12 protein-coding genes are annotated in these 16,912 nt (G+C 67.9%); 3 read left to right on the top strand and 9 right to left on the bottom strand.

Annotation, left to right across the window (positions count from 1 at the left end; translation table 11 throughout):
* Positions 1–21 precede the first annotated feature (21 nt).
* The gene (locus tag ABIA65_RS22580; RefSeq protein WP_354524957.1) at positions 22–855 is read left to right on the top strand and encodes a D-alanyl-D-alanine carboxypeptidase family protein; all 834 of its coding nucleotides are present in this window, start codon (positions 22–24) and stop codon (positions 853–855) included.
* Here the strand turns inward: ABIA65_RS22580 and ABIA65_RS22575 are convergent.
* The gene (locus tag ABIA65_RS22575) at positions 852–1,769 is read right to left on the bottom strand and encodes a cyclase family protein (RefSeq protein WP_354524956.1); all 918 of its coding nucleotides are present in this window, start codon (positions 1,767–1,769) and stop codon (positions 852–854) included. The two genes, ABIA65_RS22580 and ABIA65_RS22575, sit on opposite strands and share 4 nt — an antisense overlap.
* 85 nt (positions 1,770–1,854) lie before the next feature.
* Here ABIA65_RS22575 and ABIA65_RS22570 point away from each other — a divergent pair, with 85 nt between their 5' ends.
* Positions 1,855–3,489, top strand: coding sequence for a diflavin oxidoreductase (locus ABIA65_RS22570; RefSeq protein WP_354525204.1), 1,635 nt, complete (start codon positions 1,855–1,857; stop codon positions 3,487–3,489).
* 23 nt (positions 3,490–3,512) lie between these two features.
* On the opposite strand, the gene ABIA65_RS22565 is transcribed toward ABIA65_RS22570, so the two are convergent.
* A complete protein-coding gene (locus tag ABIA65_RS22565; protein WP_241399812.1) occupies positions 3,513–3,887 on the bottom strand; it encodes a nitroreductase family deazaflavin-dependent oxidoreductase in 375 nt (124 codons plus the stop codon).
* A gap of 116 nt (positions 3,888–4,003) precedes the next feature.
* Here ABIA65_RS22565 and ABIA65_RS22560 point away from each other — a divergent pair, with 116 nt between their 5' ends.
* Positions 4,004–4,654, top strand: coding sequence for a TetR/AcrR family transcriptional regulator (locus ABIA65_RS22560; protein WP_354524955.1), 651 nt, complete (start codon positions 4,004–4,006; stop codon positions 4,652–4,654).
* Here the strand turns inward: ABIA65_RS22560 and ABIA65_RS22555 are convergent.
* The 7 genes from ABIA65_RS22555 to smc all read right to left on the bottom strand — a co-directional run bounded on the left by ABIA65_RS22555 (position 4,651) and on the right by smc (position 16,902).
* Positions 4,651–5,721 (bottom strand): amidohydrolase family protein, encoded by a 1,071-nt coding sequence (locus ABIA65_RS22555; RefSeq protein ID WP_354524954.1) that lies wholly within the window; start codon positions 5,719–5,721, stop codon positions 4,651–4,653. The two genes, ABIA65_RS22560 and ABIA65_RS22555, sit on opposite strands and share 4 nt — an antisense overlap.
* 1 nt (position 5,722) lies before the next feature.
* A complete protein-coding gene (gene ffh / locus ABIA65_RS22550; protein ID WP_241399815.1) occupies positions 5,723–7,294 on the bottom strand; it encodes a signal recognition particle protein in 1,572 nt (523 codons plus the stop codon).
* Positions 7,295–7,360: 66 nt separating this feature from the next.
* The gene (locus ABIA65_RS22545; protein WP_354524953.1) at positions 7,361–9,856 is read right to left on the bottom strand and encodes a [protein-PII] uridylyltransferase; all 2,496 of its coding nucleotides are present in this window, start codon (positions 9,854–9,856) and stop codon (positions 7,361–7,363) included.
* Positions 9,857–9,934: 78 nt separating this feature from the next.
* Positions 9,935–10,273 (bottom strand): P-II family nitrogen regulator, encoded by a 339-nt coding sequence (locus tag ABIA65_RS22540; protein WP_163798060.1) that lies wholly within the window; start codon positions 10,271–10,273, stop codon positions 9,935–9,937.
* Positions 10,274–10,325: 52 nt separating this feature from the next.
* The gene (locus ABIA65_RS22535) at positions 10,326–11,699 is read right to left on the bottom strand and encodes an ammonium transporter (protein WP_241399817.1); all 1,374 of its coding nucleotides are present in this window, start codon (positions 11,697–11,699) and stop codon (positions 10,326–10,328) included.
* A gap of 195 nt (positions 11,700–11,894) precedes the next feature.
* Positions 11,895–13,250 carry a signal recognition particle-docking protein FtsY gene (ftsY, locus tag ABIA65_RS22530; protein ID WP_241399818.1) on the bottom strand — a complete coding sequence of 452 codons (1,356 nt, stop codon included), beginning with the start codon at positions 13,248–13,250 and terminating at the stop codon, positions 11,895–11,897.
* Positions 13,251–13,308: 58 nt separating this feature from the next.
* Complete coding sequence (gene smc / locus ABIA65_RS22525) at positions 13,309–16,902, bottom strand: chromosome segregation protein SMC (protein ID WP_241399819.1); 3,594 nt, start codon at positions 16,900–16,902, stop codon at positions 13,309–13,311.
* Positions 16,903–16,912: the final 10 nt, after the last annotated feature.

Here is a 16,912-nt window from a genome sequence, read left to right as displayed (position 1 = left end):
TGCCAGCCCTACGCTCGCATCGTGCGAGGACTGTTCGCGGCGACGGCGCTCGCCCTCATCACGACGCTGACGGTGTCGACCGCACCTGTTGCCACGGCCGCGCCGGACGTGGCGGCGGTCGGGGTTGTCGGCGCGCCGCCGGACGGACCCGCCCAGGCCTGGCTGGTCGCTGACCTCGACACCGGTCAGGTGCTCGCGGCGAAGAACGCCACCGGCCGCTACGCGCCGGCCAGCACCATCAAGGTTCTGCTGGCGATGGTCGTGGCCGACAACCTGCGGCCTGGTGACTTCGCCCGCCCCAATGCCTCGCACACCAAGATCGAGTGTTCGTGTGTGGGCCTGAAACCGGGTCAGCCCTACACCACGCGCCAACTACTCGAGGCGCTGCTGATGGTGTCGGGTAACGACGCCGCCAACATGCTGGCCGACATGCTGGGTGGACAACGTGTCGCGGTCGCGGCGATGAACCGCAAGGCCGCCAGCATTGGCGCCGCCAGTACCAGGGCATCGTCGCCTTCGGGTCTCGACGGGCCCGGCTGGGAATCGATCACCACCCCGCACGACCTCGCGGTGATCTTCCGGACAGCATTGGGCTATCCGCTGATCGCGCACATCCTGCGGCAACCCTCTGCCGAGTTTCCCGGCAAGGTCATCACCAACCAGAACGAGTTGTTGGCGCGCTACCCCGGCGATCTCGGCGGCAAGACCGGCTACACCAATCTCGCCCGCAAGACCTACGTCGGCGCCGCGCAGCGCGGTAACCGCCGCCTTGTGGTCGTGCAGATGTACGGCACGGGCGACCTGTACGGCCAGGCGATCGGCCTGTTCGACTGGGGCTTTTCCCAGTCCCGCTAGTCGCCCGGCACCTCGGCGAACGCGCGGACCGGGAACGTTCCGAATCCCTCGACGGCCGGCGGCGCCGCCGTGAACCGGGCGCCCCGTGGAGGCAGCGCCTCCAAACCGGTGAGGTGCTCGACGACGTGGACACCCGCACCGAGCAGCAGGGTGTGCGCGGGGCGCTCGCCTCCCGACTCCGTGTCGTCGATGTTGACCGAGTCGATGCCGACCAGCACCGCACCCGCGTCGATCAGGTACTGGCTGCCCTCGGCGGTCAGGAACGGCGCGCCGAGACCGTAGGCAGCCGTGCCGAAGTGCCGGTCCCACCCGGTGTGCAGCAGCACCGCAGCACCGGCCACGTCCCGATCGGCCAACGTCTGGGCACCGATGCCACGGCGCGTCGCGTCCCACGCGTCGGTGAGGTGAAACACCTCGGCGCGCAGCCCGACCAGCGTCGCCAGGTCCAGCCCGGCGAGGTCGGCACCGTCGGCATAGCGGTGAAACGGCGAGTCGAGGTAGGTGCCGGTGTTGCCGATCATGGTGATGACGTCCATGGCGAACTCGGTTCCCGGCGCGTACTTCGACCGTGAGTCCGCCCGCGTGAGGTGCGGTGCGATGACGGGGGCCGGCAGACCCGGATAGGTGATCAACCCCGCGCGAATCGGGTGACTGAGGTCGATGACGCGGCTTGACGAGCCCGCGGACTCCCGCGCCACCCCGCGGCTGCCGCGGTGGGGTTCCTCCACGACCCGAATCTCGCGTAGTTCCACGGTGTCGACGAGGGCGAGTCCGAGGTGGACGATCAGCAGCCGCCCGATCGCCGTCGCGTCGAGATCGGCCGAGGGCAGGTCCAACCGGAACCCCGTGCCGGTCAGATCCCCGCCATTGGCGAAGTGGATCTCGAAGTCGAAATGGGCGCGATGGTCAGCCATGTCAGCGAGCGTGCCAGAGGGACGCCCCCACCACCGCCCACACCCAAGTAAGGTCGCCCTAAATTCTTCACCGAGGGGGACGATCATCACTGGCCAGAGCGATGTGTCGCTGATCGTTGGCTACGGCACCGATATGGGTAACGCCGAGGACGCGGCCATGACGTTCGCCGAGTCCGTCGCCGCCATCGGCATCGATGTCGAGGCGATCGAGCTCAACCAGGTCGAACTCGCCGATCTGAGCACCGCGACCCACTTCGTCGTCGTCACCTCGACGTTCGGTGAGGGCGAGTTCCCCGATAACGCGACGTTGTTCTGGGAGGCGATCAGCGCCGAGACGGATCGGCTCGAGCACCTGCGCTTTGCGGTCCTCGCGCTCGGAGACACCTCATACGAACTGTTCTGCCACGCAGGCAAGCTCCTCGACGAACGCCTCGGGACACTCGGCGGCACCAGGATGGTCGACCGCGTCGACGTTGACGGCTACTACGAGAAGCCCGCCGCCGCATGGACGGCCGACGTCATCAAGGTGCTGCAGGCCGACATGGCCGGCGCCGCGCCCACCGACACCGCCGTCGCCGACACCGCTGTCGCCGTCGGTGCCTCCGAGCCGTCGACCCGGGAGCGCCACCTACCGGTTGACGTGCGCCTCGTCGTGAACCGACTGCTCAACTCGCCGGAATCCGACAAGGAAGTCCGCCACTACGAGCTGGACCTGACCGGCTCCGGAATCAGTTACCACGCAGGCGATTCGATCGCCGTGCATGCCACCAACGATCCCGTGCTCGTCGACGCCCTGTTGACCCAATTGGGTGTCGGCGCGGACCACCCGGTCCCCGATCACGACGAGCCACTCGGTGTCCTGCTCACCGAGCGTCTGGAGATCCGGACACCGTCGCGCGCATTGCAGGCCCTGGTGGCGGCGCGCACCAGCGACACCGATGCCGCGGCCGCGCTCGGCGGTGCCGAGCCTGCCATCGCGGCGCCGGGATCGTGGGCCTACGGCAGGGACGTCCTGGACCTGATCCGGCTGGCCGACCTGAGCGTCGACGACGTCGTGGACACGTTGCGGCCGTTGCAGTTCCGCGACTACTCCATCGCCTCGAGTCCACTTGCGCATCCCGATCACGTGCACCTGACGGTGGCGACCGTGCGGTACGCCGCGGGTGACCGTCAACACGGCGGCGTGGCCTCGACGTTCCTTGCCGAGCGCGGCGACGAGCTGCGCGTGCACCTGCGTCCCAACCACAACTTCCGGCTACCCGCGGCCGACGTGCCGATCATCATGGTGGGCCCGGGAACCGGCATCGCCCCCTTCCGCGCGTTCCTGCAGGAGCGCCAGGCCACCGGCGCGACGGGGCGGTCATGGTTGTTCTTCGGCGACCGGCGCCGGGCCACCGACTTCCTCTACGGCTCCGAGCTCGAGGCGTTCGCGGCGGGCGGCACACTCACCCGCCTGGACGTGGCCTTCTCACGCGATCGCGCAGACGGCTCGAAAGTCTATGTCCAGCACCGCATGCACGACAACGCCAGCGAGCTCTTCGGCTGGCTACAGGACGGTGCGCACCTGTACGTGTGCGGTGACGAGAAGCAGATGGCCAAGGACGTCGATACGGCGTTGCACGATATCGTGGCGCGTTGTGGCGGCATGGACGCCGCGGCCGCGCACGCCTACGTCAACGACCTCATCAAGACCCACCGCTACGTGCGCGACGTCTACTAGCGCCCTGGCGGCCGGCACTCCCTTCAGCCTGCGACCAGATCCATCCGGAGGAACTCGGTGATGCGGAGCAGCCTCGGCGGACGCGCCACCTCGTCGGAGAGAGCCTGGAACGCCTCGAGTTCGGAGACAAGGCGTGGGGCGGTGAGTCTCACGTCCCGTTCACCGATCCGGAGTTGTGCGGCGCCGGCCTTCAGCGTGTTCTGCACCCAGTCCGAGCCCGATCCGTACACCAGAATGAACAGGTAGCCGTCGTCGACCGGATGGGCATCGAGCGGCGTGCGGTACGTCGCGCCAGAGGTGCGGCCGACGTGTGTCAGCACGGGCCACTTCCCTCCCACGATTGCGCGCGGGTTGAACACCCGCTTGTTCACATGCCCCCACCACCTCGGCATCGGCATTGCGATCTCCTTCTCTCACCTCAGCGGCGTTGGCGTGCATCCGCACGATCAGACTTACACCCGTAAGGTAGACTTACGCACGTAAGGCTGTCAACACATTCGCCTCGGGAGTTGCCATGTCACGTCGACCGCTACCGCTCAGCAGTGATCGGGTACTGGAAGCCGCGATTCGCGTCGCGGATCGCGGTGGCGTGGAGGCGATCACGATGCGACGGGTCGCGAAAGAGCTCGGTGTGGAGGCCATGTCGCTGTACCACCACGTGCCTACCAAGGACGCGATTCTCGACGGGGTGGTCGACATGGTGTTCGCGGCCATCGAGCTACCACCCGTCGGATGCGGGGACTGGCGCGACGCGATCCGTGCGCGCGCGGCCTCCGCGCGTCTGATTCTGTCGCAGCACAGGTGGGCACTTGGCCTGATGGACTCTCGGCGTAACCCGGGGCCGGCCACGCTACGCCATCACGACGCCGTCCTCGGCGTCCTCAGATCAGCGGGTTTCACGCTGCCGATCGCCGCGCACGCAGTCTCCCTCATCGACAGCTACATCAGCGGGTACGTCCTCCAGGAGGCAAGTCTTCCGATCACGACACCCGAGGATGTCGAGGAAGTGGCGGGCAGCATCCTCGAGCGTCTGCCGCCCGGCCAGTGGCCGTATCTGAGGGAGATGATCGTCGACCACGCCCTACAGCCGGGCTACGACCACACGGCAGAGTTTGACTACGGCCTCGATCTCATTCTCGACGCGCTCGAGGCCCGCAGGAATTAGCGAAAGGCCCTGCCGCGCAACAACACCAGATCAGGGTGGTCTAGCACGCCCGGTGTCCGGGGGTCCTCGGCGTAGCAGACCAGATCCGCCGAGGCCCCGTGCTCGAGTGTCGACCTGCCCAGCCAGGCGCGGGCATCCCAGCACGCCGCGCCCAGCGCATCGGTCGCGCTCATACCGACGGTCTGTAGTGCGGCGATCTCGTCGGCGATGCGGCCGTGGGCGACCATGCTGCCTGCGTCGGTGCCCGCGTAGATCGGTACGCCTGCGTCGTGCGCCGAGCCCACCCGCTGATGACATGACCGGTACAGGTCATGCATGTGCTTGGCGTAGTTGGGGTACTTGCCTGCGGCGTCGGCGATTCCGGGAAAGTTCTCGATGTTGATGAGCGTCGGGACCAGCGCGGTGCCGTGCTCGAGCATCAGCGCGATGATGTCGTCGGTGATGCCGGTGCCGTGCTCGATGCAGTCGATGCCCGCGTTGATCAGACCGGGTAGCGCGTCCTCGCCGAACACGTGCGCCGTGACCCGCGCACCCTCGGCGTGGGCGGCGGCGATCGCCTCGACGAGAACGTCATCGGACCACAGCGGCGCGAGATCCCCGACACCACGGTCGATCCAGTCGCCGACGAGCTTGACCCAGCCGTCACCCCAGCGCGCCTGCTCGGCGACCGCGGCGGGCAACTGCGACTCGTCCTCGATATCGATCGGCAGCCCCTGCGAGTAGCGCTTGGGCCGGGCCAGATGCCGGCCGGCGCGGATGATGCGCGGCAGGTCCTCGCGCTCGTCGAGGCTGCGGGTGTCCAGCGGCGAACCGGCGTCGCGCAGCAGCAGGGCCCCGGCGTCCCGTTCGGTCTGCGCCTGGCTGATCGCCTCGTCGATACCCGTTGCGCCATTGTGCCCGAGCCCCACGTGACAGTGCGCGTCGACCAGCCCGGGGATGATCCAGCCGCCGTCAAATACGGTGTCGGCGTTGTTGATCCGCTCTGCGCTCAGCACTCCATCGGCCACCCACCACTCAACGGCCTCACCGTCGGGCAGCCCCCTGCCCCGCAGATGGAGGGCCGGCATGCTACTTCTGGCCGGGGAACTTCAGCTTGGACAGATCGAAGTCGGCCAAACCGGGCGGCAGCTCGTCAAGGCCCTTGGGCATATTCGACAGATCGGGGAACCCTGCGGGCATGCCACCGGGGTCCATGCCGAACGGGCTGCGCACCTTCGGCGGCGTCGGCCCGCGTGCGCCCTTCTTACCCTTCTTGTTCTTGCCCTTCGCAGCCTTACGCGTGGCGCTCTTGCGAGCGAACGGCATACCCATCTGACCGGCCATCGACGACATCATCTTGCGTGCCTCGAAGAACCGGTCGACGAGCTGGTTGACCTCACCAACGCTCACACCCGACCCGTTGGCGATACGCAGCCGGCGCGAGCCGTTGATGATCTTGGGGTCGTCGCGCTCGGCAGGCGTCATGCCCCGGATGATGGCCTGCACGCGGTCGAGCTGCTTGTCATCGACGGCGGCCAGCGCATCCTTCATCTGCCCCGCACCGGGCAGCATGCCCAGCAGGTTGCCGATGGGACCCATCTTGCGGATCGCCAGCATCTGCTCGAGGAAGTCCTCCAGCGTGAGTTCGCCCGAGCCGATCTTCGCGGCGGCGGCCTCGGCCTGGTCGGCGTCGAACACCTGCTCGGCCTGCTCGATGAGCGACAGCACGTCGCCCATGCCGAGGATCCGGCTGGCCATGCGGTCGGGGTGGAAGACGTCGAAGTCCTCGAGCTTCTCACCGCTGGACGCGAAGAGGATCGGCACGCCGGTGACCTCGCGCACCGACAGCGCGGCGCCACCGCGGGCGTCGCCGTCCAGCTTGGTCAGCACGACACCGGTGAACCCGACGCCCTCGCGGAACGCGCCTGCGGTCGCCACGGCGTCCTGGCCGATCATGGCGTCGAGGACGAACAGCACCTCGTCGGGATTGACGGCCGCGCGGATGGCCGCGGCCTGGCTCATCAGTTCCTCGTCGATGCCGAGGCGGCCTGCGGTGTCAACGATGACCACGTCGTGGTGCTTGGCCCTGGCCTCGGCAAGGCCGGCCGCGGCGACCTCGACGGGGTTGCCCGCCGTCATCTGCTCGATGGTCTCGCCGTCGGGCGATACACCGGGATGCGGCGCGAACACCGCGACACCGGCCCGTTCGCCGACGATCTTGAGCTGTGTGACCGCGCCGGGCCGCTGGAGGTCACACGCCACCAGCAGCGGCGTGTGGCCCTGTCCCTTGAGCCACTTGGCGAGCTTGCCTGCAAGCGTGGTCTTACCGGAACCCTGCAGGCCAGCCAGCATGATCACGGTCGGCGGCGTCTTGGCGAACGTCAGCTGCCGGGTCTCCCCGCCGAGGATGCCGACGAGCTCGTCGTTGACGACCTTGACGACCTGCTGCGCGGGGTTGAGCGCGCCGGAGACCTCCGTGCCCTTGGCACGTTCCTTGATCCGGTTGATGAACTCACGCACGACGGGCAGCGAGACGTCGGCCTCGAGCAGCGCCAGGCGGATCTCGCGAGCGGTGGCGTCAATGTCGGCATCAGAGAGCCGCCCCTTGCCACGCAGGCCCGTGAGCGCCCCGGTCAACCGGTCAGACAGCGATTCAAACACCCGACCAGCCTAACGTGACGCGCTCGATGGCCGGCCGTTGAGAGGAGTCGAGAGGATCAGCGCGCCTCAGCTGGCCTCGGGTACCGGCTTGGCAGGCGGCGGCGCGGGCAGCACCGCGTACATCTCGCGCTCCAACTCCTCGCGGGTCTCCAGGTGCTGGGCCGCCGCGTCCGGGGTCGCCTCGGGGACGACGAGCCCGAAGACGTCGACGACCGAGGAGCCCAGCGTCGTGACCTTCGCCCAGGCGATGTCGAGTCCGTCGCGATCGATGACGGCCGTGAGCCTGGCCAGAAGACCGGACCTGTCCACGCTTCTGATCTGGACCACGTACTCCCCCGGCGACGTGCCGTCGAACCACAGGATCCGGGGCGGCGCGGGCGCCGGGGTGACTGGCACGGCGGCGGGGATCTCGCCGGCGCGGGTGGTGTTGGTCGCGCCGGCTTCGGCGTCGCGCTGATCGAGTGAGCCGATCACGTCCAGGTCGCCGTCGAGAGCCCGAATGAACTGCTGACGTAGCAGCTCGGCCGCTGGCGGCTCGCCGAAGCGTGGCGAGACCGCGAACGTGTTGATGGCCACGCCGTCGCGACTGTTGACCGACGCCGAGTGCACCCGCAGCGAGTTCAGCGCCAGGATGCCGGCTGCCTTGGACAGCAGGCCGCGACGGTCCGGGGCGATCATCGTCACGTTGTAGACGTGTGCGTCGACCACAACCATGTCGACGTGTACACCACCGTCGGCGGCCAACGCGACATAGCGCGGCTCAACAGGATCGGGCTGCGGTAGCGGCTCACCGGCCATCACCATGCGGCACCGGCGCACCAGATCCCCGATGAGCGACGCCTTCCAGTCCCCCCACACCCCGGGTCCCGTCGCCAACGAGTCGGCCTCCGCGAGCACATGCAGCAGTTCCAACAGCACCGGATCGCCGCCGAGCGCGTCGACGACGCCAGAGATCACCTTGGGGTCACCCAGATCGCGTCGGGTCGCAGTGTTGGGCAGCAGCAGGTGATAGCGCACGATCTTGGACAGCAGCTCGACATCGTCGGGCCACAGCCCCAGCCGGGTGCCGATCTGCGTCGCCAGGTCGGCACCGATGTCGCTGTGGTCTCCGCCACGCCCCTTACCGATGTCGTGACACAGCGCCCCGAGTACCAGCAGGTCAGGTCGTGACACTCGCGTCGTGAACGCACTTGCGCGGGAGACTGTTTCGACGAGGTGACGGTCCACCGTCCAGATGTGAACCACGTCGCGTGGCGGAAGGTCGCGCACCGCACCCCATTCGGGAAACAGCCTGCCCCACAGTCCGGTTCGATCGAGCGCCTCGATTGTGGCCACAGCGGGTGGCCCGGCTGCGAGCATCACCAGCAGATCCTTGAGTGCCGGCCGCGGCCACGGTGTGCGCAGTTCCGGTGCCGCCTCGGACAACCGGCTCAGCGTCGAGGCTGCCATCGGCAGCCCGGTGGTGGCCGACGCCGCGGCGACGCGCAGGATCAGGCCGGGATCGCGCGCGGGTCGCGCATCTCGGGCCAGGATGACCTCACCGTTGAACTCGATGACGCCCTCGTCGAGTGGCCGGCGGACCGGCCGGCGCAGGGCGGCGAAACCCCGGCGCGGCAGCGCGTTGGCCGCCGTGCGCAACCCGGCGTCGACGTAGTAGCTGATGGTGCGGGCCGCGTCGCTGAGCGTGCGGGCCAGGTCGAATCGGTCGCCGATGTGCAACGACGCACCGATCTCATCGGCGTACTGCGCCAACAACATCTCGCGTCCGCGCCGCGAGACGCGGTGCAGCTCGGTGCGGACGTTCAGCAGCGAAAGATGGGCTCCGCCCAGCGTTCCGGTCGGGGAGGCCAGTGACCGGCTGGGATACACGTCGGCCAATTGCGCGATGGCCAACGCGTTGAGGAGTTGTACGTCGCGCAGGCCTCCGCGACCATTCTTCAGATCGGGCTCGGCGCGGTGCGCGATCTGTCCGCTGCGCTGCCAACGGGATTCGGCGTGTTCGACCAGCTCATCGAAACGCGAGGCGATTCCGGTGCGCCACTGACGGCGAGCGCCACCGATGAGCAACGCCGACAGGTCGGCGTCGCCCGCGATATGCCTGGCGTCGAGCATGGCCAGGCCGGCGGAGATGTCCGCACTGGCCACATGCAGCGCCTCCGGTACGGTCCGAACGCTGTGATCAAGTGGGATGTTCGCGTCCCACAACGGATACCAGAGCAGTTCGGCGACCTGTGTGACGATCTCGCGAGGCATGTTGTCGTGCAGCAGTGTCAGATCGAGGTCCGAGTAGGGCAGGAACTCGCCGCGCCCCAACCCGCCGGTGGCGACAATGGCGAAGCCACTCGTCTCGGTGATGCCGATCTCGGCCGCCTTGGTGGTCAGCCAGAACTCGTGCAGATCGAGCAGTGCCTGGCGCAGGGCACCGGAATCCAGTTGCCTGGCACCCCCGGTGAGCAGCTGCTCGGCTGCGGCGGTCAGATCGTTGGCTGGACGCGACGATCCCGCCGGCGGAGCCTCCCAACGAGAGGCCCCGGCGGCGGGATCTGGTGTCTGCTTTGCCATCTCAATCCTTCCCCGGACGTGCGGTCAGTTATCGCTCGTGCCCGTCCGGGAGACGGAGCTAGAGAATCTCGTGGCCCATCAGATGGCGTCGGTCCCCCGCTCACCGGTACGAACCCGCACCACGGTGTCCACAGAACTGACCCAGACCTTTCCGTCACCGATCTTTCCGGTGCGGGCGGCCTGGACGATGACGTCCACCACCTTGTCGACGGCGGAGTCGTCCACCAGAACCTCGACCCGCACCTTCGGGACGAAGTCGACGGAGTACTCCGCGCCGCGGTAGACCTCGGTGTGACCCTTCTGACGTCCGTAACCCTGGACCTCACTGACGGTCATTCCGAGGATGCCGGTCTGCTCGAGGCCAGTCTTGACATCTTCGAGCGTGAACGGCTTGACGATCGCTGTGATCAGCTTCATTTAGTCGATCCCTTCCCGGATAACCTTGTGTGCCCCTGTGAATGATTCCCGATCAGACGAGTTCATAAGCAGTTTCCGCATGCTGCGTCTCATCGATCCCGGTGTGCTCATCTTCCTTGGTTACCCGCCAACCAAGCGGTTTGACGATGAAGGCGATGATCAGGGTCATGATGCCGGTGAACGTCACCGCGGCGACCGCGATGATTGTCTGAACGACGAGCTGCTTGTAGTCACCACCATAGAACAGGCCCGGTGAACCGTCGGCGGAGTAGGCCAGGAACCCGATGCCGATGGTGCCCCAAAGACCTGCGACCAGGTGCACACCGACGACGTCGAGCGAATCGTCATAGCCGAACTTGTATTTCAGGCCGATGGCCAGTGCCGAGAGCACACCCGCGACCGCACCGAGGATCAGCGAGCCGACCGGTGTCAGGGCGCCACACGCCGGGGTGATGGCGACCAGGCCGGCGACGACACCCGAAGCGGCACCCACGCTGGTGGCGTGGCCGTCGCGGATGCGCTCAACCACCAACCAGGAGAGCATCGCCGCAGCGGTGGCCGCGGTGGTGTTGACCCACACCTGACCGGCGATCATGTCGGCCGCGCCTTCCGAACCCACGTTGAAGCCGAACCACCCGAACCACAGGATGGCAGCACCCAGCATGACGAACGGAATGTTGTGCGGCCGGAAGGCGGTCTTGCCGAATCCCGCACGCTTGCCCAGCAGAACCGCCAGAACCAGTGCGGCCATACCGGCGTTGATGTGGACCACGGTGCCACCGGCGAAGTCGATCGGCGCCACGTTGGCCGCGCCCTCCTCGTCGACGCCGAACAACTTGGCTGCAATACCCTTCTCGCTACCCGAGAGGAGACCGCCGCCCCAGACCATATGCGACAGAGGGAAGTACACCAGCGTGACCCAAATGCCACCGAACAGCATCCAGGTGCCGAACTTCATGCGTTCGGCGACCGCACCACTGATGAGCGCGACGGTGATGACCGCGAAGGTCAACTGGAAGCCGACCCAGACAATGGCAGGCACCGTGCCGAAGCCGCCGGTCACAAAACCAGTCGTCCCGTCGGGAAGTTCTTTGGACTCAAGCAGCTGGCTCACACCGAACAGCGAGAACGGATTGTCGAAGATTCCGGCGATATCGCTCTCTCCGGTGTGCGCCGAGGAGAACGACATCGAGTAGCCCCACAGCACGTAGATGACGCTGACCAGGCCCAGAGACCCGAAGGACATCATCATCATGTTCAGGACGGATTTCTGCCGCGACAGGCCGCCGTAGAAGAACGCCAGGCCCGGTGTCATGAACAGCACCAGCGCGGCCGCGGTGAGGACCCAGGCCGTATCACCGGAACTCAGCATGCCGTCGCCCGCGCCGAATGGCGCGAACATTTCGTCAGGTAAGGCTAAGACCACTTTGCGTGAACCTCCTCGAGAATGGCGCCGACACGAATCGGCCTCCCGATGAGACTCGACGGCCGCGGTTTCATCCGTGGTTCACATGCGTTTCGTCCAAGTGAACGGATCGGCCGTACCTGTTACACCTGTGTTTCCCGGCTAACCGGGCAGAACTCGCTAACCGAGAAGCGCCCGCTAACCGAGGAGAACTCGCTAACCGAGAAGCGCGTCGACAAACGCGGCGGGCTCGAACGGTGCCAGATCATCGGGGCCCTCCCCGAGCCCGACCAGCTTGACGGGCACACCGAGTTCCTGTTGCACGCGAAAGACGATTCCGCCCTTCGCCGTTCCGTCCAGCTTGGTCAGCACGACGCCAGTGATGTCGACGACTTCGGCGAACACGCGGGCCTGCGGCAGCCCGTTCTGCCCGATCGTCGCGTCCAGAACCAGCAGCACCTCATCGACCGCGGCGCGCTTGCTGACGACCCGCTTGACCTTGCCGAGCTCGTCCATCAGGCCGGTCTTGGTGTGCAGGCGCCCCGCGGTGTCGACAACGACCACGTCGGCGCCGGAGGCGACACCCCTGTCGACGGCGTCGAAGGCCACCGATGCCGGATCGGCGCCCTCCGGCCCGCGAACCACCTCGGCTCCGACCCTGGCCGCCCAGCTCTGCAACTGATCGGCAGCGGCGGCGCGGAAGGTGTCTGCGGCACCGAGGACGACCCGCCTGCCATCTGCCACCAGGACCCGCGCCAACTTGCCGACGGTTGTCGTCTTGCCGGTCCCGTTCACCCCGACCACCAGAAGCACCGACGGTTTGTCCTCGTGCGGCAACGCCTTGATCGACCGGTCCATCTCGGGGTGCAGCTCGGAGATGAGCACCTCGCGCAGCACGGCACGGGCTTCAGCCTCACTGCGCACGCTGGCGCTCGCCATCCGCGAGCGCAGGGCCTTCACGACGGACTCGGTCACGACGGGGCCGAGGTCAGCCATCAGCAGGACGTCCTCGATCGCCTCCCAGGAGTCCTCGTCGAGGTCGCCACCACCCAGCAGGCCGAGCATGCTGCGGCCCAGCGCCCCCTGCGACTTGGCGAGCCGTCCGCGCAAACGCTCCAGCCGGCCCTCGGCGGGCACGATCTCCTCCACCGCGGGAAGCACGGCATCGGCAGGCGGGGCCGACACCGTCTCGACCGCCGGGAGCTCGACAGCGGGCTCTGCGGGAGCCTCTGCAGCGGGCTCTGCGGGAGCCTCTGGCGCCGTTACGGGGTCAGGTAGGGCGACATCGGCGATTGGGCGCTTCGGCGCGTCACGCGGAATGGTTGCGTCGTCACCGACTGCGGGCAGACCGCTGGTGTCCAGCCGCCCGGCAGGCGGCGCCGTGGTCGTCGATGACTGACTGAACGTGATTCCGGAGGACGCGTTGTAGCCGCCGGACTTGTCCAGCGACGTGGTGGTATCGGGTGACGAGAGACTGATTCGGCGGCGGCGGTAGCGCACCAGTCCGACGACCAGGGCTGCTATGACAAGTACTGCGACGACCGCGAGTGCGATCCAGAGACCTTCGGACACCGCGCCATTGTCTCAGGGGTGTCGGGCCGAACTGACCTGCCCCGGCCCAGGGCGGTCATCAGCCGCTCGGTGACACCAGTTCCTGGCCGCGCATCCGCTGCGAGATGACGGTCGTGATGCCGTCGTCACGCATGGTCACGCCGTACAGCGCGTCGGCGATCTCCATCGTCGGCTTCTGGTGGGTGATGACGATGAGCTGGGAGACCTCGCGCAGCTGCTCGAACAGGCTGATCAGGCGGCGCAGGTTGACGTCGTCGAGGGCGGCCTCGACCTCGTCCATGACGTAGAACGGTGACGGCCTCGCGCGGAAGATCGCCACCAGCATCGCCACGGCGGTCAGCGACTTCTCGCCACCGGACAGCAGCGACAACCGCTTGATCTTCTTTCCGGGCGGGCGCGCCTCGACCTCGATGCCGGTCGTCAGCATGTCATCGGGATTGGTGAGCAGCAGCCGTCCCTCACCACCTGGGAACAGCGTGGCGAACACCTGGGTGAACTCGCGTTCCACGTCGGCATAGGCCTCAGCGAACACCTGCAGGATGCGGTCATCGACGTCGGCGATGACATCCAGCAGATCCTTGCGGGCCGCCTTGACGTCCTCGAGTTGGGTCGACAGGAAGTTGTAGCGCTCCTCGAGCGCCGCGAACTCCTCGAGCGCCAGCGGGTTAACGCGGCCGAGTTCGGAGAGTTCGCGTTCGGCCTTCTTGGCACGCCGCTCCTGGGTCGGCCGGTCATACGGCATCGGCGCGGGTGCGGTGACCTGTTCACCGCGTTCGCGGGCCTGCTCGTACTCGGCCATCTCGAGTTCCGATGGCGGCAACGACACGTCCGGTCCGTACTCGGCGACGAGATCGGCCACTGCCATGCCGAACTGCTCGAGCGCCTGCTGCTCGAGCTGCTCGATGCGAAGTGCCGCTTGGGCTTTGGCGACCTCATCGCGGTGCAGCGCATCGGTCAGCGCGGTGATACGCGCAGCGAGTTCGTTGACCTCCGTGCGCGCACGGGTCAGCCCCTCACCGCGCAGCCTGCGCTCCTCGGCCAGCTGATCGCGGCGGCGTGATGACACAGCGACCGCCTCGGCGAGCCTGGTTGCCACCAGTCGGCCCGACTCCTCCACGGCTGCGGCCATCTTCGCGGCCTGTTCGCGGGCCTGCTTGGCGCGCTGCGCGCGAAGCCGGGCCTCCCGCTCGGCAGCCGCAGTGCGGCGCAGCGAATCAGCGCGTCCCCGAACGGCGTTCGCGCGCTCCTCGGCGGTTCGCACCGACAGCCTGGCTTCCACCTCGGTGGCGCGGGCCGCCTCGGCAGCGGTCACCGACTCCGAACGACTGTCGGGCTGAGCCTCGAAGGTTGGCGCCTGCTGCGCGTTGTGCAGCCGCTCCTCCAACTCGACGAGTTCCTCCACGGTGCCTGCGCGGCCCGTCTCCAGCTCCTCACGCTGACGTATGAGGCGCTGCCACTCCTCGTCGGCAATGCGGGCCTCCTGCCCCAGCCGGCCGAGAGTCTCGTAGATCGACGAGATCGCCGCGTCGGACTCACTCAGCGCTGCGAGCGCCTGCTCGGCGGCGTCCTGGCGGGCCGACTGCTCGGCGAGCGCACCGGAGAGCGCCGCCGACAGGTCGCCGACCTGACGTTCGGAGGCCTCGAGCTCGGCGCGCGCCTTGTCGATCTCGGACGCGATCTCCAGGGTGCTGACCTTGCGGTCCGATCCGCCGTTGACCCAGCCCGCACCCACCAGGTCGCCGTCTGCGGTGACGGCGCGCAGCGCAGGCCGGGCAGTCACCAGCGCCAAGGCGGCAGCCAGGTCCTCGACCACGACGACGCGGCCGAGCAGGGCAGCGATCGCGCCCCGCAACCTGGCCGGTGTCTCAACCAGATCAAGTGCCCACAGTGCACCCGCAGGCAGTTCACCGTCACCGTCTCGGACGGCGGTGTCCTCGGGCCAGTCCCCCAGCACGATCGCCGCCCGACCACCGTCGGCTTCCTTGAGCGCGGCGACCGCGGCACGCGCGGCACCGGAGTCATCGGCGGCCAGCGCATCGGCGGCCGTACCCAGCACCGCGGCCACCGCGACCTCGTAACCGGTGCGCACCCGGACCAGTTTGGCCACCGTGCCGAAAAGACCTGCGCCACCGTGATTCTGTTGCAGCCAGGCGGCGCCGTCGCGGCGGTCCATGCCGACGGCCAGCGCGTCGATCCTGGCACGCAGGGACGCCACCTGACGCTCGGCGCCACGTTCGGCGGCCTGCAGTTCGGCCACCCGCTCGTCAGCCAGTCGCAGCGCAGTCACCGAGCGGTCGTGGTGCTCGTCGAGACCCATCTCACCGGCGTCCAGTTCCCCGACCCGGCTCTGGACCGTCTCGAACTCCGCCTTGGCGGTCTGGGCGCGGGCGGCCGCCTCCTCAATGCCGACGGTGAGGCGGGCGACGCCCTCGTCTGTCGACTCGACGCGCGTGCGCATGGTGTCGACCTGACCGGCCAGCCGTGCCACACCCTCACGGCGGTCGGCCTCCGCTCGCGCCGCCGCCATGTGCGCGCGTTCAGCGTCGGCGGCGACGCGTTCGCGCTCGGCCAGTTCGGCGCGTGCCGCCTCCAGGCGCATGCGGCACTCCTCGAGCTCGAAGAGGAGTTCCTCCTCGTGCGCGGCGACCTCTTCGGCCTCAGCCTCCAACTCGTCGGGATCCGCGCCTGAGGAGACCTCGACGTCGGCATCGAATGTCTGCGCCCTGTCGGCCGCGATGCGCACCGTCGCACCGACACGTTCGGCCAGTGCGGACAACCGGAACCAGGTCTGCTGAGCGGACTCGGCGCGGCCGGTCAGAGCGTTCACCGCCTCCTCGTGTGCGGCGAGTTCGAGCGTGGCGGCCTCCAGGCGCGTGGTGATCTCGTCGTGCTCGCGCCGCAGTGAGGTCTCGGCCTGATTGGTGTCGTCGAACTCGGACTGCCGGGTGACCAGGTCGTCGGCTGCCAGGCGTAGCCGGGCGTCGCGCAGGTCGGCCTGGATGGTCTGGGCCCGTCGGGCCATCTCGGCCTGCCTGCCCAGCGGCTTGAGCTGCCTGCGAAGTTCGGTGGTGAGGTCGGTGAGCCGGGCGAGGTTGGCCTGCATCGAGTCGAGCTTGCGGACCGCCTTCTCCTTGCGCTTGCGGTGCTTGAGCACACCGGCCGCCTCCTCGATGAAGGCGCGGCGATCCTCGGGGCGCGACTCAAGGATCTCCGACAGCTTGCCCTGGCCGACGATGACGTGCATCTCACGGCCGATGCCGGAGTCGCTCAGCAGTTCCTGCACGTCCATCAGCCGGCAACTGGTGCCGTTGATCTCGTACTCTCCTGCGCCGTCGCGGAACATCCGGCGCGTGATCGACACCTCGGAGTACTCGATGGGCAGCGCATTGTCGGAGTTGTCGATTGTCAGCGTCACCTCGGCGCGGCCCAGCGGGGCACGCGATGACGTGCCGGCGAAGATGACGTCCTCCATCTTGCCGCCACGCAGCGTCTTGGCGCCCTGCTCGCCCATGACCCACGTCAATGCGTCGACGACGTTGGACTTTCCCGATCCGTTGGGTCCCACGACACAGGTGATGCCTGGCTCGAAGCGCAGAGTCGTCGGCGAGGCGAAGGACTTGAAGCCCTTCAGCGTCAGACTCTTGAGATGCATGGGGTGCCAC

Origin of the sequence: Mycolicibacterium sp. 624, from assembly GCF_040548615.1 — a bacterium.
Classification (GTDB): domain Bacteria; phylum Actinomycetota; class Actinomycetes; order Mycobacteriales; family Mycobacteriaceae; genus Mycobacterium.
This window is presented reverse-complemented; position numbering and strand designations above follow the sequence as displayed.